The following is a 17,370-nucleotide window of genomic DNA, read 5'->3' on the forward strand; positions in this document are numbered from 1 at the left end:
CGGTCATGCCAATTTCATGCTTTCCCCTTGTAATCAGGAAAAAACCAAGCCTAGACTGCGCCTGCACTGGACATACCGGTAAGACCACAATAATTAAGTCCTGCATCCGATGCGCAACGCGTGCGGCAGCCAGGACACCGACCCAGGATTCCTCCCATGCTCAGATGGTGCTCGCGTTCAATCTTCCTTCAAGTGGTTCTCGGACTGATGCTCGGCATCGTCTGCGGGCTGACCCTTCCTGAATACTCGGCCCAGCTCAAACCGCTCGGCGATGGCTTCATCAAACTGATCAAGATGCTCATTGGCCTGATCGTGTTCTGCGTGGTGGTCAGCGGCATCAGCGGCGCGGGCGATCTGAAGAAGGTCGGGCGCATCGGCCTCAAGTCGGTGATCTACTTCGAAGTGCTGACCACCATCGCCTTGGTGATTGGTCTGGTGTTCGCCTTCAGCACCGGCATTGGCAGCGGCGCGAACATTCATCTGGAGCAGCTTTCCAGCGCCGACATGGGCGACCTCGCCGAGCGCAGCCAGCACATGCACACCACCACGCAATTTCTGATGGACCTGATCCCGACCTCGGTGATCGGTGCCTTCGCTGACAACAATATCTTGCAAGTGCTGCTGTTCTCGGTGCTGTTCGGCAGTGCACTGAATCTGGTTGGCGAAGCGGCTTCCGGGATTTCGCGGCTGATCAACGAACTCAGCCACGTGATTTTCCGCATCATGGGCATGATCGTCCGGCTGGCGCCGATCGGCGTATTCGGCGCCATCGCCTTCACCACCAGCAAATACGGCCTCGATTCGCTGCAGCACCTGGGCAGTCTGGTCGGTCTGTTCTACCTGACCTGCGTCGCCTTCGTCGCGCTGATCCTCGGTCTGGTGATGCGCGTCTCCGGCCTGCGCATGTGGCCGCTGCTCAAGTACCTGCGGGAAGAACTGCTGATCGTCATGGGCACCGCTTCTTCCGACGCCGTGCTGCCGCAGATCATGCGCAAGCTCGAACACCTCGGTATCGGCAGCTCCACCGTCGGTCTGGTGATTCCGACCGGGTATTCGTTCAACCTCGACGGCTTCTCGATCTACCTGACCCTGGCCATCGTGTTCATCGCCAACGCCACCGGCACGCCATTGGCGATGACCGACTTGCTGACCATCCTGCTGGTGTCGCTGATTACCTCCAAAGGCGCCCACGGCATTCCCGGTTCGGCGCTGGTGATTCTCGCCGCGACGCTGACGGCGATCCCGGCGATTCCCGTGGTCGGTCTGGTGCTGGTGTTGGCCGTGGACTGGTTCATGGGCATCGGCCGCGCGCTGACCAATCTGATCGGCAACTGCGTCGCCACCGTGGCCATCGCCCGCTGGGAAAAGGACATCGACGTGCAGCGCGCGAACAAGGTGCTCAACGGCGAACAGGGCTATAACTTTCAACCGCGAAAAACCGTCGCTCCGGCGGCGGCGAAAGAATTCTGAATGAGTGCCGTGCCTGCCAATGCGCTGGCACGGCGCAGGGAGCCAATACGTGATTACAACTTCAACCGTCGTCAATTCAGTGGTGGAAAAACTCCGCGCCGCGTTGGCCCGAGGCCAGTGGCGCTCCGGCGACATGCTGCCGGGCCAGCGTGAACTGGCCGAACAATTAGGCATCAGCCGGCCGAGCCTGCGCGAAGCGGTGATCGTGCTGGAAACACTAGGCCTGGTGCGCTCGATGCCGGGCAAAGGCGTGGTCGTCCTCGATGCGCAACTCAGCGACAGCCAGAGCCACGACAGCGCGGTGGCCGGGGCGAGCCTGGAAGATGTGCTGCAACTGCGCTACACCCTCGAGCCGTTCATTGTCGGGCTGGTTGCGCAATCGATCAGCAGCAAGGAAGTCGGCCAGTTGCGCCTGACCCTGATGGACATGCGCGAAGCCCTCGAAGCCGGTGACAGTGAAGCCGGGGTCAGCGCCTACATCGCCTTCCACGAAGAACTGTTCACGCTGACCTCGAACCCGATTTTCCAGAGCGTGGTGCAGCAGACCAGCAATGCCCTCAAGCAAAGCGCCGAAGTGTTGCGCAATTCCCCGGAACATCTGGCCGAACGTCTGGAAGAAAACGAAGCCGTAGTCCGCGCGATCCGCAGCAAGAACAGCGCTCAGGCCAGCGCCGAAATGCGTCGGCACATTCTGCGCGAAGGCCAGCGCATGGGCGTTGAGCTGAACATCCCGGACGACAACCTGCCCACCTGATTTGCCAGGAGAACGGCCATGAACAGTTTTGCTTCAGCCTCGCATGCGCAATCGACCGCCCTGCCCGTTTCTCGCCTGGGCACGCCGACGGAAGATCTGTATCCGCGAGTGTTCGACGCGATTCTCGAGCAGCGTATCGATGAAGACAGCCGGTTCACCGAGGACAGTCTGCAAGCGATGTTCGGCGCCGGCCGCGCCGATGTACGACGGGTGCTGACGCAGTTGTCCCATGAGCAGATCGTGGTATTGCGCGCCAATCATCGACCACGAGTGGCTGCGCCTGATCGGGAGCTGATCCGGCAGACCTTGCATGCGCGACGGTTGGCTGAGAACACGTTGGTGCGATTGGCGTGTCAGCGTCCGCAGCCAGACGATTTGAAATGCTTGCGCACGTTGATAGAGCGCGAGAAGCGCGCCATCGAGCAGGATCGGCGCGGGGCGGCGATTCGGTTGTCGGGGGAGTTTCATTTGCAGTTGGCACGGATGGCGGGAAATCTGCCGTTGGCGCATTTTCTGCGCAGCCTGGTGCCGCTGACGTCGTTGGCGATTGCGCGGAGTCGGTGCCCGACGCGCAGCTGTTGCGCGTGGCAGGAGCATTTGGCGTTGGTTGAGGTTGTGGAGCGAGGTGATGCTGCCAAGGCAGAGGGGCTGATGAATCGGCATCTGGATCATCTTGAGCAGACACTGCTGGGTTCAGACCTTGAGCATTGTGCTGTCGGTTAGACCGCCTTCGCGAGCAGGCTCGCTCCCACAGTGGATTGCATTCCTTCTGACAGAATGCGTTCTACTGTGGGAGCGAGCCTGCTCGCGAAGCGGCCCGTTGAGCTATTGAAATTATCAGGCTTGTTGCGCTGCAACCCTGGCAAACCCCGCCCGAATCTTCTCTTCCGGCAAGTCATCGGCGATAAACACGATCACACTCTCGCGCGTCTCGCCCTCGGCCCATTCGGTGTCCCAGTCGAAACCATAGAGTTTCAGCACACCCTGAAACACCAGGCGCCGATCTTCCCCGGCAATATTCAGCACGCCTTTGTAGCGCAGCAATTGCTTGCCGTGTTCTTCCAGCAGTTCGTTCATGAATTCGCTGAGCTGATCGATATCCAGCGCCTGATCGGTGCGCAGCACCAGGCTGGAGATGCGATCGATCGACGGCGCCTTGCTCACCGGACGCAAGCTCAAACCGCCGCCCAGGTCAGCATTGAGGTTGAAACCACGCACATCCAGCAGTTCAGCCAGATCGATGTTGCCATGCTCGACCACGCGGATCGGCGCGCGGCGGTTGATTCGCGTAAGGCGCTCGCTCAGCGCGGTGAACGTCGCCTCATCGACCAGATCGGTCTTGCTTACCAGCAGACGATCGGCGAAACCGATCTGCGCCTGGGCGATGGTCTGGGTCAGGTGCACGTCGGCGTGAGCGGCGTCGACCAGGGTGATGATGCCGTCGAGCAGGTAACGCTCGCGCAGCTCTTCGTCGATGAAGAACGTCTGCGCCACCGGTGCCGGATCGGCGAGACCAGTGCACTCGATCACCAGACGATCGAAGGCGATCTCGCCGCTGTCCAGGCGCTCGAGCAGCAAGTACAGCGCCTTGGTCAGATCGGTGTGAATGGTGCAGCAGACGCAGCCGTTGGCCAGGGTCATGACCTGCACCGGCTCGTCACCCAGCAACTGAGTGTCGATGCCGGCGTCGCTGAATTCGTTTTCGATCACGGCGATTTTCAGGCCGTGCTCGGCTTTCAATAAATGACGCAGCAAAGTGGTCTTGCCGGCGCCGAGGAAACCGCTGAGGACCGTTACCGGAATGGGAGAAGACAAAACCCGATCTCCTGAAAAGAATACAAAAACAAATGTGGGAGCGAGCCTGCTCGCGAAAGCGGTGTGTCAGTCAAATCCTTCATCAACTGGCACTCCGTATTCGCGAGCAGGCTCGCTCCCACAGAGGATTACCTCAACCGCAGGCTGTCAGCTCAACAGCACTTCGGCCCACCCTTGCCACCGTAACGGGCTTCCTGACGTTCGCGAAAGAACATCTCGTAGCTCATCACCGGTCTGTCCGGGTGTTTGGTTTGCATATGCTCGACGTAGGTGTCGTAGTCGGGCATGCCGACCATCAGGCGCGCGGCCTGACCGAGGTATTTACCGAGGCGACTCAGGTCATTGAACATGCTGCAATCCTCTGGTTACGCATCCGGCAGGGCCTGGAATGGCGATTCTTTATCCGTACGTTCTTTTTTGCCCCAGGCGGCGATGCCGACCTTGAGCGCATAGAACAGGATGCTGAAGACCACGAACAGGAACAGCGCGGTGAGTGTGGCGTTGGTGTAGGCGTTGAAGATCACGTGCTGCATCTGCTCGACGCTTTTCGCCGGAGCCAGCACCTGACCGTTGGCCAGCGCATCGCTGTACTTCTTGGCCAGGGACAGGAAACCGATCGCCGGGTTGGCGTCGAACAGCTTGATGAAGCCAGCAGTGGTGGTGCAGATCAACAGCCAGGTGGCCGGCAACAGGGTGACCCAGATGTAGCGCTGGCGCTTCATCTTGATCAGGACCACCGTGCCGAGCATCAGCGCGATACCGGCGAGCATCTGGTTGGAGATACCGAACAGTGGCCACAGAGTGTTGATGCCGCCCAGTGGATCGATCACGCCCTGATACAGCAACCAGCCCCACATCGCCACACAACCGGCGGTGGCGATCAGGTTGGCGGTCCACGATTCGGTGCGCTTCAGCGCCGGTACGAAGGAGCCGAGCAGATCCTGCAGCATGAAACGCCCGGCACGGGTACCGGCGTCCACAGCGGTGAGGATGAACAGCGCTTCGAACAGGATCGCGAAGTGGTACCAGAACGCCATGGTGTTTTCACCCGGCAGGACACTGTGCAGGATCTGCGCGATACCGACCGCCAGGGTCGGCGCACCGCCAGCACGGGCCAGAATGGTGGTTTCACCGATGTCGTGGGCCACGGCTTGCAGCGCTTCCGGCGTGATCGCGAAGCCCCAGCTGGTGACCATTTGCGCCACTGACGCGGCATCACTGCCGACCACGGCGGCCGGGCTGTTCATGGCGAAGTACACGCCTGGCTCGATCACCGAAGCGGCAACCATGGCCATGATCGCCACGAACGATTCCATCAGCATGCCGCCGTAACCGATGTAGCGGGCGTTGGTTTCGTTATCCAAAAGCTTCGGCGTGGTGCCCGACGAGATCAACGCGTGGAAACCGGAAACCGCACCGCAGGCGATGGTGATGAACAGGAACGGGAACAGACCGCCCTTCCATACCGGGCCGGTGCCGTCGACGAACTGGGTCAGTGCCGGCATTTTCAGCTCGGGCATGGTCACCAGAATACCGATCGCCAGGGCGACGATGGTGCCGATCTTGAGGAAGGTCGACAGATAGTCACGCGGCGCCAGAATCAGCCAGACCGGCAGCGACGCGGCGACAAAACCGTAACCGACCAGCATCCAGGTAATCTGCACACCGGTGAAAGTGAAGGCTTTGGCCCATACCGGATCGGCAGCAATCTGCCCGCCCAGCCAGATCGAGCCGAGCAGCAGCAACACACCGACCACGGAGATCTCGCCGATGCGGCCCGGGCGGATGTAGCGCATGTAGATGCCCATGAACATCGCGATCGGGATGGTCGCCATCACGGTGAAGATGCCCCACGGGCTCTCGGCCAGGGCCTTGACCACGATCAGCGCCAGCACCGCGAGGATGATGATCATGATCAGGAAGCAGCCGAACAGTGCGATGGTCCCGGGAATCCGGCCCATCTCTTCACGCACCATGTCGCCCAGGGAACGGCCGTTGCGTCGGGTCGACATGAACAGGACCATGAAGTCCTGCACCGCGCCCGCCAGCACCACACCGGCAATCAGCCAGAGTGTGCCGGGCAGATACCCCATCTGCGCCGCCAGCACCGGACCGACCAGCGGCCCCGCTCCAGCGATGGCCGCGAAGTGGTGACCGAAAAGAATGTGTTTGTTGGTCGGCACGTAGTCCAGACCATCGTTGTTGAGCACGGCGGGGGTGGCCCGACGCGGATCCAGTTGCATCACGTTGTTGGCGATGAACAGACTGTAGTAACGGTACGCAACCAGATAAATGGCCACGGCAGCGACCACAATCCACAAGGCGTTGATCGCCTCGCCGCGGCGCAATGCCACTACGCCCAGGGCGCACGCTCCTACGATTGCCAGCACGAGCCAGGGTAAGTGGCGCAGCAGGCTATTATTATTTTTCATTTTATTATTCCAGCCAGGGTGGACAAGAAAGACAGCCACCCCGAGTTTAGCGCTTACGGCGCCAAAGGCCATACCCCGACATAGGTCTAGACGCTTGAGCGATTGGCTGGCGCCCGCATTCGCGGTCTATAGTCAGCGAACCTTCATGAGGATTGCGCCATGAGCGAGCACCCCGCCAATCGACGTCGTTTCAAACGTATTGCGTTCGATGCCCGAACCGAGCTGAAACAGGGCGAGTACATCTGGCCGGTCAAGTTGATCGACCTGTCGCTCAAGGGTCTGCTGATCGAGCGACCGGAGCCGTGGCTTGGGGACAAAGAGCAGGACTTCCTAGTCGACATTCATTTGAGCGAAGACGTCGATATCGAAATGGACGTGCATCTGGCCCACGAGGAAAACGGCCACTTGGGGTTCATCTGCCGGCACATCAGCCTGGAATCGATCCAGCGCCTGCGCCGCTTGATCGAACTGAATCTGGCGGATGAGGCCGAGCTGGAGCGCGAACTGGGTGCGCTGATCGAAATCTGACTTGCCCCCTGTAGGAGCTGCCGAAGGCTGCGATCTTTTGATTTTGTTTCAAGATCAAAAGATCGCAGCCTTCGGCAGCTCCTACACAGGGGATTGTGGTTACTCGAAGAGTGCGTCGAGGGCCTGTTCGAGACGCGTCACGGCGATGATCTGCAAGCCGGGAGGCGATTCCTTCGGAGCATTACCCTTCGGCACGATCGCGCGTTTGAAGCCGTGCTTGGCCGCTTCTTTCAGCCGCTCCTGCCCGCTCGGCACCGGGCGCACTTCGCCGGACAGGCCGACTTCGCCGAACACCAGCAGATCATGCGGTAACGGCCGGTTGCGCAAACTCGACATCACCGCCGCCATCAACGCCAGATCCGACGCCGTCTCCAGCACCTTCACGCCACCGACCACGTTGAGGAACACGTCCTGATCGTGGGTCGGAATCCCGCCGTGGCGGTGCAGCACCGCGAGCAACATCGCCAGACGGTTCTGATCCAGCCCCAGCGTCACCCGACGCGGGTTGGCCAGATGGCTGTCATCGACCAGCGCCTGCACTTCGACCAGCATCGGTCGGGTGCCTTCCCACGTCGCCATGACCACACTGCCCGGGACTTCTTCCTGAGCGCGGGTGAGAAAAATCGCCGAAGGGTTGGAGACTTCTTTCAAGCCCTTGTCGGTCATGCCGAACACGCCCAACTCGTTGACCGCGCCGAAACGGTTCTTCACCGCGCGCAGCAGACGGAGACGACCATCGGATTCACCTTCGAAATACAGCACGGTATCGACCATGTGTTCCAGAACACGCGGACCGGCCAAGGCGCCCTCTTTGGTGACGTGGCCGACGAGGAAGATCGCCGTGCCGCTCTGCTTGGCGTAACGCACCAGCAACGCCGCACTTTCGCGCACCTGCGACACGCCGCCCGGCGCCGATTGCAGCTGTTCGGTGAAGATGGTCTGGATCGAGTCGATCACCATGACCTTGGGCTTTTCCTGGCGGGCGGTGGCGATGATGGTTTCGATGCAGGTTTCGGTCATCACCCGCAGTTGATCCTGCGGCAGGCCGAGACGGCGGGCGCGCATCGCCACCTGCTGCTGGGATTCTTCGCCGGTGACGTACAGCGCCGGCATGCTCTTGGCCAGATTGCACAGGGTTTGCAACAGAATGGTCGATTTGCCGATCCCCGGATCACCGCCGATCAGCACAACCGAGCCATCGACCAGACCACCGCCGAGCACGCGGTCGAGCTCACCGGAAGCGGTGGAAAAACGTGGAATCTCTTCGATGCTGACTTCGGCGAGCGTCTTGATCTGTGCCTGCTGCCCTGCCCAACCGGTGCGCCCGGCAGGGGCCGTGGCGCCGCCGCTTTCGATCATGGTTTCGGTCAGGGTGTTCCAGGCACCGCACTCACCGCACTGCCCGGCCCACTTGGGAAAGGTTGCGCCGCACTCGGTGCAGCCGTACATGCGCTTGGCCTTGGCCATCAGAACCCCCGGAACAAAAGACGCGATGATAACGCAGCCACCGCCGATCAGCGCGGCGCAGCAGTACGGATTTCGCCGCTGGCCAGACGTGCGGCGCTGTTGCCCAGCGGATCCTCGGCGTTGAGGTCGGCGCCCTTGGCCTGCAAGGCGTCGAGCAATTCCAGACGTTTGAACAGCCCGGCGTACATCGCCGCTGTCTGTCCGGCGCCGTTACGCTGGTCGGGGCTGCAATCGCTGGCCATCAGGCGTCGGGCGATCTGTAATTCGCCTTTGAATATCGCGCCCATCAGCGCCGTGTTACCGCGTTGATCCTGAGCGCAGGCGTCCGCGCCCGCTGCCAACAGTCGCTCAACCGCCGGCGCCTGACCGTGATAGGCCGCCAGAATCAGCGCGGTGTAACCCTTGCTGTCGCGGGTATCGAGGGAATAGCCAGACTCGATAAAGGTCTCGAGCATCGGCACATCACCCCGGCGGGCGGCGTCGAAGTAGTAATCCTGCAACTGCGCCTTGACCGCCTCGGGACTTTGCTCGACCGGTGCCGCCCACGCGGTGAAAGACAGCGACGCAGTCAACCAAAAAAGAAAAACACGCATCAGGCTCTCTCCTTCAACGCACGCGAGGCGAGACTGGCCCTCGCGTGCGCCGCATCGCTATCAGTCGGTCAGTTTCGCCGCCAGTGCTTTCACGCGGCTGAGGTCGCCCTTGGCCACTTCAGTCACACCGCTGCCGTACTCAGGGTCGGCCTTGTACAGGAAGGACAGGATGATGTGCTTGCTCTCGTCATCGGTGGTGGCCAGCGAGCCGCCGAAGCTGTCGATCAGGTCGCGGCGTTCCTGCTTGCTGTACGAGCGATACAGATCACCGGCCTGCTTGAAGTTCTGCTCACGCTGGATCTTCGCCTGCTGCGTGCTGCCCGACAGCGCCGACTGGCTGTAACGCGCCGATGATGTTTCTTCACGCGGTTGCAGGCGGCTTGGCTGGTAGTTGACGCCGGACTGGCTGGCGCCAAAATTCATCGCGCCATCCTGATTGCCATTGTTCACTGCGGTTTTCGGTGCGTTGATCGGCAATTGCAAAGCGTTGGCGCCGAGGCGATACATCTGCGTATCGGCATAAGAGAACACTCGGCCCTGCAACAAGCGGTCTTCCGAAGGTTCGATACCCGGAACTACGTTGGCTGGAGCCATGGCAACTTGTTCGGTTTCCTGGAAGACATTGGCCGGATTACGGTTCAGGACCATTTGTCCAACTTTGCGCTCGGCAATACCCGGCCAGATCTTGGTTGCATCCAGTGGATCGAAATCAAACTTGGACAAATCCTGTGGCTTGAGAACCTGCACGTACAAGTCCCACTTCGGAAAGTTGCCCTTGTTGATATTACTCACCAAGTCGTTGGTCATATGACTGTAATCCTGACCCTGAACTTCGCTGACTTGTTTTGGCGTGAGATTCTTGATGCCTTGCAGACTCTTCCAGTGAAACTTCACGTAGTGAACTTCATTCCTGGCATTGATCAGCTTATAGGCATGAACACCATTGCCATCCATTTCCCGATAACTGGCCGGAGTGCCGTAGTTGGAATACAACTCGGTCAGCGTGCGGGTGGCTTCCGGTACATGGGAGAAGAAATCGAACCGGCGCGAATCGTCATCGAGGTTGGTGCGCGGATCGGGCTTGAAGGCGTGCACCATGTCCGGGAATTTGATCGCATCGCGGATGAAGAAGGTCGGGAAATTGTTGCCGACCAGATCCCAATTGCCGTCAGCAGTGTAGAACTTGGTGGCGAAACCCCGCGGGTCGCGCAGGGTTTCCGGGGAATGGTTGCCATGCACCACCGCCGAGAAACGCACGAATACCGGCGTGCTCTGGCCTGCGGCGAACACCTTGGCCTTGCTCAGGTCGCTGAGGTCATCGGTCACGGTGAAGGTGCCGTGAGCGCCGGTGCCGCGTGCGTGTACGACGCGCTCGGGGATGCGTTCACGATCGAAGCGCTGCAGCTTCTGGATCAGTTGCACATCCTGCAGCAGCACCGGGCCGTTGGCGCCGGCAGTTTGCGAGTTCTGATTGTCACCGACTGCCGCGCCGTTATCGCGGGTCAGCGGAGCGGCGTTGACCGAGAAGGTCAGCAGCCCGGCAGTCAGTACGCCGAAGGTGCGGCGGAAGGGAAAAGCCCCCAGTCCAGGAGTGGATGTCATATCAGGTTCCTCTGGTTTTATTGGGCGCATCCAGGTGCGCCATACCAAGGCTAGAGGCCTGTGCCGCAGAACATAAATAGAAAGAACGTAACACCATGATTGAAGAAATTGGCTTTCCCGTCAGCGGGTTAGCGCGTATTCCGCGCGCGATTGCTGGCATTTTGCAAACTAATCGTCAATTGATGTGTCGATAAAAACGGGCATTGTAAGAAGGTGTTTCGCGCAGGAGGCGTTTCGCTGATTTACACTGCCAACACCAAACTCATCTGTAACAAGGAAATAACTATGGGCGTGCTTAGCGAGTTCAAGGCCTTCGCGGTCAAAGGCAATGTGGTCGACATGGCCGTCGGTATCATCATCGGCGCGGCGTTTGGCAAAATCGTTTCGTCGTTTGTCGGCGACGTGATCATGCCGCCGATTGGCCTGTTGATCGGTGGGGTGGACTTCAGTGATCTGGCTGTCACGCTCAAAGCCGCCCAGGGCGATGCGCCCGCAGTGGTGCTGGCTTACGGCAAATTCCTGCAGACGGTGCTGGATTTCGTGATTGTCGCTTTCGCGATTTTCATGGGTGTCAAAGCCATCAACCGCCTCAAGCGCGAAGAAGCTGTAGCACCGACCGCGCCGCCGATCCCGAGCAAGGAAGAGCAACTGCTGGGCGAAATTCGCGACCTGCTCAAGGCGCAGAACCAGCGGCCCTGAGGCATTCGGTAGTCATCAAAACGGCACCCGCGGGTGCCGTTTTCGTTACCAGTAATTTTCCACCGCAACCTGCCCCGGCTTGCGCGTGAGGCTCAGGCGCATGTCGCGCTGCTTGAGCAAGGCGCGGGTGTCGTCGATCATCTGCGGATTGCCGCACAACATCACACGCGAATGCTCTGGCGAGAGCTCAACGCCCGCCGCACGTTCCAGCTCGCCGTTTTCAATCAGCGTAGTAATCCGGCCCCGCAGCGCGCCTGGATGCGCTTCGCGGGTCACAGTGGGGATGAATTGCAGCTTGTGGGCGTATTCGCTCAGATAGTCCCGTTGCGCCAACCCGGCGATCAACTCCTGATAAGCCAGTTCCCGCGCCTCCCGCACGCTGTAAACCAGAATGATCCGCTCGAATTTCTCCCAGACCTCGAAGTCCTGCAGGATCGACAGAAACGGTGCCACCCCGGTGCCGGTGGACAGTAACCACAGGTCTCGGCCATCGACAAAGCGATCCAGCGTCAGGTAGCCGAACGCCTGGCGTTCTACCATCAAGCTGTCGCCGACCTGGAGCCGGCTCAGCTCACTGGTGAATTCGCCGCCCGGCACGACGATGGAAAAGAACTCGAGAAACTCGTCGAACGGCGACGACACCATCGAATAGGCGCGCCAGACCGTGCTCCCATCGGCCTTGGTGACGCCCAGTCGGGCGAACTGGCCGGCACGAAAGCGAAAGCCTGGGTCGCGGCTGGTGCGCAGCGTGAACAGGTTCGCCGTCAACGGTTGCACATCGAGCAAGGTCTGGGTGGTGTACTTCTCGGCACTGGCAGTCATGAGGCACTCCTTGAAACGATTGCCCACAGTGTCCCGCAAAACCGCGCTGCCAAACACCTGCCATTGGTAATGATATTGACAGAATCAGCGCTGCACATTCGATGTGATGTCAATGTTAGATATAGAGTAATAACTTTAAGATGGCAGTTAAAATATAACAGCGTGTATTGCTAAGAACACTTTATAAAAAACATCAAAGTTTCAATCTCGAAAAAATGTAAGGCGTTTCGCAGGAAAGATCCTACACTTCGATTCGTGCCGGATTTTTGGATCCATTTGGCGCCCCTATATCAGGATGGAGGCAAAGTTCATGGAAACGTGGAAGGAATCACAATTGAAACAGTTGACATTTGCCAAAGGCATAGAAGCGGCGTACCCGATACTGCTGAGATTTGCCGAGAACCTGGGCTTTAACTACTGTGCAATAGCAGTGACGTCCCCTCATCGTGATGTCCATCTGAATGCCTTGCAAATCAATAACTATCCGAAAGAATGGAACATCCAGTACAACAAAGAGAACTTCCGCAATATTGATCCGGTAATAGCGCATTGCAATCACTCAATATTACCCATCGTCTGGGAAGAAAGAGTCTTCAACGATGCACCCGAGTTGTGGCAGGCGTTGAAACAGAATGGGCTGCAGCATGGCTGGTCGCAGGCCTTTCATGACGAAACCAGCGGTTTGTGCAGCATCATCAGTCTGGCTCGAACCCACTGCCCGATCAGCCCGCTCGAACTGTATGAGCATTACGGTTATCTGTTTTTTGCCAACCGACACTTCAGTGACCTGTATGCCCGCACCGTTCCCACACCGGCCAAACCCAGCAAACCGAGGCTATCGTCCCGGGAACTGGAGATCATGAAATTGTCCGCCATGGGCAAGACCGCTCACGATATTTCGAGAATCCTCAGCCTGAGCGAACGCACCGTTAACTACCATGTGCAAAACGTCATCGAAAAATTCAACGTCTGCAACAAGATTTCCGCGGTGATTGCCGCCGCTCGTGCCGGGATTATCTGACTGACGAGCGATATCGCACGGTAATCCTGCGAGTATTTACGCGCAAAAAAACGTACCATTCAGGCCTTTCCGAGTGATGACGCAACCTGCTTGCATCGCAGTCCACTCGGTCGGATCCCGTCGCACCATCTGCCGGCAACGGGATATCTGCCGAATATCCTGAGTCCCCGCCCCATGCCCTTGCTCGAAACGCCTTTCGCCCAGCTCGACCTGATCCGCCAGCCTGAACAGCAGAATGAACCGCTGCAAGCCTTCGATGCGGCGGACGAATACCTGCTCAATCATCTCGCCAGCGAACAACCTCAGAGCAGCACCCGCGTGCTGGTGCTCAATGACAGCTTTGGCGCCTTGGCGATCAGCCTGCTGGGCAAGGTCGAGGTGAGCAGCAGCGGCGACTCGTTCCTGGGTTTCGTCGGGCTGGAAAAGAATCTGCTGCGCAATGGCCAGGCGTTCGATGCGATTCGTCCGATTCCGGCCAGTGAGCCTTTGGTCGGGCCGTTTGACCGGGTGCTGATCCGCGTTCCCAAGACGCTGGCGCTATTGGAAGAGCAGTTGATCCGCCTGCAAGGGCAACTCGCTCCGGGCGCGCAAGTGATCGCCGCCGCCATGGTCAAGCATCTGCCGCGCGCTGCCGGCGATCTGCTCGAGCGCTACATTGGCCCGGTGCAGGCGTCGCTGGCCGTGAAGAAAGCCCGACTGCTGATCGCCACGCCTGAAACCAAAGCGCCCGCCACATCGCCCTACCCGACTCGTTATCGCCTCGACGAACCGGCAATCGAACTGCTCAACCACGCCAATGTGTTCTGCCGCGAAGGCCTCGACATCGGTACTCGCGCGTTTCTGCCGCATCTGCCGAAGAACCTTGGCCACGCGCGAGTCGCCGATCTCGGTTGCGGCAACGGTGTTCTGGCAATCGCCAGCGCCTTGCAGAACCCGGATGCGCATTACACGCTGGTCGACGAATCGTTCATGGCGGTGCAATCGGCTGCCGAGAACTGGCGCGTGGCATTGGGCGCTCGTGAAGTCATTGTGCGCGCTGGCGACGGTCTGGCCGGGCAGGCGCCGCAGTCGCTGGACGTGGTGCTGTGCAACCCACCGTTCCATCAGCAACAGGTAGTCGGCGATTTCCTCGCCTGGCGCATGTTCCAGCAGGCGCGCGAGGCACTGGTGGTCGGCGGTGCGCTGTACATTGTCGGCAATCGGCATCTGGGCTATCACAGCAAACTGGCGCGCCTGTTTCGTGGCGTCGAGCAAGTGGCGGCCACGCCGAAATTTGTCATCCTCAAGGCGCGCAAATAAATCTGCGGCATAAAAAAACCCTCCGTGAGGAGGGTCGCAAGTCCATACCCGAAGGCGCCGGGACGGGATATTTCAGTGGGTGGTCAAACCCGCGGCATTCATGAACATGCGCATCAGGCTGGCGGCGATGAACAACACGCCGACACTGCCAACCCAGATCAGGGCCAACCAGCCGAGCCGCTGCCACAGCGGCTTTTTTTCGGCTTCTTCAATGTCGTGCAGGGAATGTTTGCCGGTCATTGCATCGATCTCCGTTAAGCCAAGGAGTCACTGCGGACGCCTTGGCGAGCAGGCTCGCTCCCACAGGGCAAGCCCAGCATTGGATTAGTGATAACCATCTTCGTGGGTGACCTTGCCGCGGAACACGTAGTAGCTCCAGAAGGTATAACCCAGGATGAACGGAATGATGAACAGCGTGCCGACCAGCATGAAGCCCTGACTTTGCGGCGGCGCGGCGGCGTCCCAGATCGAGATCGACGGCGGCACGATGTTCGGCCACAGGCTGATGCCCAAGCCACTGTAGCCGAGGAAGATCAGCACCAGGGTCAGCAGGAACGGCGTGTAGTTGGCATTACGTGCCACCGCGCGAATCAGGCCGTACAAGGTGACCAGCACCAGAATCGGCACCGGCATGAACCAGAACAGGTTCGGCATGCTGAACCAGCGTGAGGCGATTTCCGGATGCGACAGGGGTGTCCACAGGCTGACGATACCGATTACTGCCAGCAGGACGAACGCCAACGGCCGCGCCAGATCATGCATCTGTTCCTGCAACCTGCCTTCGGTTTTCATGATCAGCCAGGTGCAGCCGAGCAAGGCATAGGCCACCACCAGCGCCGCGCCGCAGAACAGCGTGAACGGTGTCAGCCAGTCCAGTGAACCTCCAGCGAACTGGCGATTGACCACCGGCAGACCATCGATGAACGCTCCCAGCGCCACGCCCTGAAAGAACGTCGCCGCGATCGAACCACCGATGAATGCCTTGTCCCACAGGTGACGTTTTTCATCCTTGGCCTTGAAGCGGAACTCGAAGGCCACACCGCGAAAGATCAGGCCCATGAGCATGAAGATCAGCGGCAGGTACAGCGCCGACAACACCACCGAATAGGCCAGCGGGAAGGCGCCGAACAACGCCGCCCCGCCCAGCACCAGCCAGGTTTCGTTGCCGTCCCACACAGGGGCGACGGTGTTCATCATCACGTCGCGATCGGTCTTGCCGGGCACGAACGGGAAGAGAATGCCGATGCCCAGGTCGAAGCCGTCCATGACCACGTACATCATGATGCCGAAGATGATGATCACGGCCCAGATCAGCGGAAGATCGATACCCATGAGTCAAATCTCCTTGGTCAAGCGAGTGTTGTCTTCGTGCTCGCCCTCGGCCGGATCATCGGCTGCGGACAACGGACGCGCCGGGGTGCGTTTCTTGCCTGGACCACCGTCCGGCGTTGCGCTGCCTTCGCTGATCTTCGGCCCTTTGCGCACCAGGCGCATCATGTAGCCGAGCCCGGCGCCGAACAGCGCGAAATACACCACTACGAACATGATCAGGGTGATGCTCATCTGCATGAAGCTGTGGTTGGACGAAGCATCTGCGGTGCGCATCAGGCCATAGACCACCCACGGTTGACGGCCGATTTCCGTGGTGAACCAACCGGCAAGAATTGCGATCAGGCCGGACGGCCCCATCCACAACGCCAGATGCAGGAACGGCCGCGAGGTATACAGCGAGTCACGCTTGCGCAGCCACAGACTCCACAAACCGGTGAAGATCATCAGGAAACCGAGGCCGACCATGATCCGGAACGACCAGAACACGATGGTCGAATTCGGCCGGTCTTCCGGTGGGAATTCCTTCAGCGCCGGTACTTGTTTATCCAGCGAGTGCGTGAGGATCAGGCTGCCGAGGTAGGGAATCTCCACAGCGAACTTGGTGCGCTCTTCTTTCATGTCCGGCCAGCCGAACAGGATCAGCGGCGTCGCTTCGTCGCCATGGTTTTCCCAGTGGCCTTCGATCGCAGCGATTTTTGCCGGCTGATGCTTGAGCGTGTTGAGGCCGTGGAAGTCGCCGATCACCGCTTGAATCGGCGCGACGATCAATGCCATCCACATGGCCATCGACAGCATGGTGCGGATCGCCGGGTTGTCCCTGCCGCGCAGCAGGTGCCAGGCCGCCGACGAGCCGACGAAGAACGCCGTGGCGACGAACGCGGCCGTGGCCATGTGCATCAGCCGGTAAGGGAATGACGGGTTGAAGATGATTGCCAGCCAGTCGGTGGGGATCACCTGACCGTTGACGATTTCAAAGCCTTGCGGGGTCTGCATCCAGCTGTTGGAGGCGAGAATCCAGAAGGTCGAAATCAGCGTGCCGATCGCTACCATCACCGTCGAGAAGAAGTGCAGGCCGCGCCCGACCTTGTTCCAGCCGAACAGCATGACGCCAAGGAAACCGGCCTCAAGGAAGAACGCGGTGAGCACTTCATAGGTCAGCAACGGCCCGGTGACGGCACCGGCGAAGTCGGAAAAACGACTCCAGTTGGTGCCGAACTGATAAGCCATGACCAGCCCGGAAACCACGCCCATGCCGAAGTTGACGGCAAAAATCTTCGACCAGAAATGGTAGAGATCGCGGTAGGTGTCGTTGCGGGTCTTCAGCCACAAGCCTTCGAGCACCGCGAGGTAACTCGCCAGGCCAATGGTGATGGCCGGGAACAGAATGTGGAACGAGATGGTGAACGCGAACTGAATTCGGGCGAGATCCAGAGCCTCTAAACCGAACATATGGCTTCCTCTGTCAGGTAATACGGGTAGCTGGCCCGGAGGCCTGCACCACTGCCCCCACGGATATGGAGTGCGGCGAATTCGGAT

Annotated in this window: 17 protein-coding genes; 7 read left to right on the forward strand and 10 right to left on the reverse strand. The window is 59.6% G+C overall.

What is annotated here, in order from left to right; translation table 11 throughout:
* Positions 1-156 precede the first annotated feature (156 nt).
* From FEE99_RS28210 to FEE99_RS28220, 3 genes are read left to right on the forward strand one after another with little or no spacing between them, the layout of a single operon-like run.
* The gene (locus FEE99_RS28210) at positions 157-1,470 is read left to right on the forward strand and encodes a C4-dicarboxylate transporter DctA (protein ID WP_041477785.1); all 1,314 of its coding nucleotides are present in this window, start codon (positions 157-159) and stop codon (positions 1,468-1,470) included.
* Between the two features lie 49 nt (positions 1,471-1,519).
* A complete protein-coding gene (locus FEE99_RS28215) occupies positions 1,520-2,224 on the forward strand; it encodes a FadR/GntR family transcriptional regulator (RefSeq protein ID WP_016773102.1) in 705 nt (234 codons plus the stop codon).
* 18 nt (positions 2,225-2,242) lie between these two features.
* Entirely contained in the window at positions 2,243-2,947 is a 705-nt protein-coding gene (locus FEE99_RS28220; protein WP_041477784.1) for a GntR family transcriptional regulator, read from the forward strand.
* Between the two features lie 114 nt (positions 2,948-3,061).
* On the opposite strand, the gene yjiA is transcribed toward FEE99_RS28220, so the two are convergent.
* The 3 genes from yjiA to FEE99_RS28235 all read right to left on the reverse strand — a co-directional run bounded on the left by yjiA (position 3,062) and on the right by FEE99_RS28235 (position 6,471).
* Complete coding sequence (gene yjiA, locus FEE99_RS28225; protein ID WP_041477783.1) at positions 3,062-4,039, reverse strand: GTPase; 978 nt, start codon at positions 4,037-4,039, stop codon at positions 3,062-3,064.
* Between the two features lie 152 nt (positions 4,040-4,191).
* Positions 4,192-4,389, reverse strand: coding sequence for a YbdD/YjiX family protein (locus FEE99_RS28230; protein ID WP_041477782.1), 198 nt, complete (start codon positions 4,387-4,389; stop codon positions 4,192-4,194).
* Positions 4,390-4,404: 15 nt separating this feature from the next.
* Positions 4,405-6,471 carry a carbon starvation CstA family protein gene (locus FEE99_RS28235; protein WP_041477781.1) on the reverse strand — a complete coding sequence of 689 codons (2,067 nt, stop codon included), beginning with the start codon at positions 6,469-6,471 and terminating at the stop codon, positions 4,405-4,407.
* A 159-nt stretch (positions 6,472-6,630) separates the two neighbouring features.
* On the opposite strand from FEE99_RS28235, the gene FEE99_RS28240 reads away from it, so the two are divergent.
* A complete protein-coding gene (locus FEE99_RS28240; RefSeq protein ID WP_041477779.1) occupies positions 6,631-6,999 on the forward strand; it encodes a PilZ domain-containing protein in 369 nt (122 codons plus the stop codon).
* Between the two features lie 99 nt (positions 7,000-7,098).
* Here the strand turns inward: FEE99_RS28240 and radA are convergent, their stop codons facing one another.
* From radA to katB, 3 genes are read right to left on the reverse strand one after another with little or no spacing between them, the layout of a single operon-like run.
* On the reverse strand, positions 7,099-8,466 hold the full coding sequence (gene radA, locus FEE99_RS28245; RefSeq protein WP_041477778.1) for a DNA repair protein RadA: 1,368 nt from the start codon (positions 8,464-8,466) through the stop codon (positions 7,099-7,101).
* Positions 8,467-8,513: 47 nt separating this feature from the next.
* Positions 8,514-9,059: an ankyrin repeat domain-containing protein gene (locus FEE99_RS28250; RefSeq protein WP_041477776.1), complete on the reverse strand. Its 546-nt coding sequence runs from the start codon at positions 9,057-9,059 to the stop codon at positions 8,514-8,516.
* Positions 9,060-9,119: 60 nt separating this feature from the next.
* Positions 9,120-10,661 (reverse strand): catalase KatB, encoded by a 1,542-nt coding sequence (katB, locus tag FEE99_RS28255; RefSeq protein WP_041477775.1) that lies wholly within the window; start codon positions 10,659-10,661, stop codon positions 9,120-9,122.
* A 285-nt stretch (positions 10,662-10,946) separates the two neighbouring features.
* On the opposite strand from katB, the gene mscL reads away from it, so the two are divergent.
* Positions 10,947-11,360, forward strand: coding sequence for a large-conductance mechanosensitive channel protein MscL (gene mscL / locus FEE99_RS28260; RefSeq protein WP_041477774.1), 414 nt, complete (start codon positions 10,947-10,949; stop codon positions 11,358-11,360).
* Between the two features lie 45 nt (positions 11,361-11,405).
* Here mscL and FEE99_RS28265 read toward each other — a convergent pair whose 3' ends face one another.
* Positions 11,406-12,182, reverse strand: coding sequence for a ferredoxin--NADP reductase (locus FEE99_RS28265; protein ID WP_041477773.1), 777 nt, complete (start codon positions 12,180-12,182; stop codon positions 11,406-11,408).
* A gap of 310 nt (positions 12,183-12,492) precedes the next feature.
* On the opposite strand from FEE99_RS28265, the gene FEE99_RS28270 reads away from it, so the two are divergent.
* Together FEE99_RS28270 and FEE99_RS28275 are read left to right on the forward strand one after the other, a co-directional pair.
* Complete coding sequence (locus tag FEE99_RS28270; RefSeq protein WP_041477771.1) at positions 12,493-13,203, forward strand: autoinducer binding domain-containing protein; 711 nt, start codon at positions 12,493-12,495, stop codon at positions 13,201-13,203.
* A gap of 174 nt (positions 13,204-13,377) precedes the next feature.
* A complete protein-coding gene (locus FEE99_RS28275) occupies positions 13,378-14,502 on the forward strand; it encodes a methyltransferase (RefSeq protein ID WP_041477770.1) in 1,125 nt (374 codons plus the stop codon).
* 72 nt (positions 14,503-14,574) lie between these two features.
* Here FEE99_RS28275 and FEE99_RS28280 read toward each other — a convergent pair whose 3' ends face one another.
* From FEE99_RS28280 to FEE99_RS28290, 3 genes are all read right to left on the reverse strand, one after another.
* The gene (locus FEE99_RS28280) at positions 14,575-14,742 is read right to left on the reverse strand and encodes a DUF2474 domain-containing protein (protein ID WP_016773090.1); all 168 of its coding nucleotides are present in this window, start codon (positions 14,740-14,742) and stop codon (positions 14,575-14,577) included.
* Positions 14,743-14,826: 84 nt separating this feature from the next.
* The gene (gene cydB, locus FEE99_RS28285) at positions 14,827-15,834 is read right to left on the reverse strand and encodes a cytochrome d ubiquinol oxidase subunit II (RefSeq protein ID WP_041477769.1); all 1,008 of its coding nucleotides are present in this window, start codon (positions 15,832-15,834) and stop codon (positions 14,827-14,829) included.
* A 3-nt stretch (positions 15,835-15,837) separates the two neighbouring features.
* Complete coding sequence (locus FEE99_RS28290; protein WP_041477768.1) at positions 15,838-17,283, reverse strand: cytochrome ubiquinol oxidase subunit I; 1,446 nt, start codon at positions 17,281-17,283, stop codon at positions 15,838-15,840.
* Between the last annotated feature and the right edge of the window lie 87 nt (positions 17,284-17,370).

This window comes from Pseudomonas sp. ef1 (assembly GCF_007293365.2).
Classification (GTDB): domain Bacteria; phylum Pseudomonadota; class Gammaproteobacteria; order Pseudomonadales; family Pseudomonadaceae; genus Aquipseudomonas; species Aquipseudomonas siliginis.

Bases quoted from the DNA above. Each gene is read 5' to 3' on its own strand.
- FEE99_RS28210 (WP_041477785.1), top strand. From the start codon at position 157: ATGCTCAGATGGTGCTCGCGTTCAATCTTCCTTCAAGTGGTTCTCGGA.
- FEE99_RS28220 (WP_041477784.1), top strand. From the start codon at position 2,243: ATGAACAGTTTTGCTTCAGCCTCGCATGCGCAATCGACCGCCCTGCCC.
- FEE99_RS28230 (WP_041477782.1), bottom strand. From the start codon at position 4,389: ATGTTCAATGACCTGAGTCGCCTCGGTAAATACCTCGGTCAGGCCGCG.
- FEE99_RS28235 (WP_041477781.1), bottom strand. From the start codon at position 6,471: ATGAAAAATAATAATAGCCTGCTGCGCCACTTACCCTGGCTCGTGCTG.
- FEE99_RS28240 (WP_041477779.1), top strand. From the start codon at position 6,631: ATGAGCGAGCACCCCGCCAATCGACGTCGTTTCAAACGTATTGCGTTC.
- radA (WP_041477778.1), bottom strand. From the start codon at position 8,466: ATGGCCAAGGCCAAGCGCATGTACGGCTGCACCGAGTGCGGCGCAACC.
- FEE99_RS28250 (WP_041477776.1), bottom strand. From the start codon at position 9,059: ATGCGTGTTTTTCTTTTTTGGTTGACTGCGTCGCTGTCTTTCACCGCG.
- katB (WP_041477775.1), bottom strand. From the start codon at position 10,661: ATGACATCCACTCCTGGACTGGGGGCTTTTCCCTTCCGCCGCACCTTC.
- mscL (WP_041477774.1), top strand. From the start codon at position 10,947: ATGGGCGTGCTTAGCGAGTTCAAGGCCTTCGCGGTCAAAGGCAATGTG.
- FEE99_RS28265 (WP_041477773.1), bottom strand. From the start codon at position 12,182: ATGACTGCCAGTGCCGAGAAGTACACCACCCAGACCTTGCTCGATGTG.
- FEE99_RS28270 (WP_041477771.1), top strand. From the start codon at position 12,493: ATGGAAACGTGGAAGGAATCACAATTGAAACAGTTGACATTTGCCAAA.
- FEE99_RS28275 (WP_041477770.1), top strand. From the start codon at position 13,378: ATGCCCTTGCTCGAAACGCCTTTCGCCCAGCTCGACCTGATCCGCCAG.
- FEE99_RS28280 (WP_016773090.1), bottom strand. From the start codon at position 14,742: ATGACCGGCAAACATTCCCTGCACGACATTGAAGAAGCCGAAAAAAAG.
- cydB (WP_041477769.1), bottom strand. From the start codon at position 15,834: ATGGGTATCGATCTTCCGCTGATCTGGGCCGTGATCATCATCTTCGGC.
- FEE99_RS28290 (WP_041477768.1), bottom strand. From the start codon at position 17,283: ATGTTCGGTTTAGAGGCTCTGGATCTCGCCCGAATTCAGTTCGCGTTC.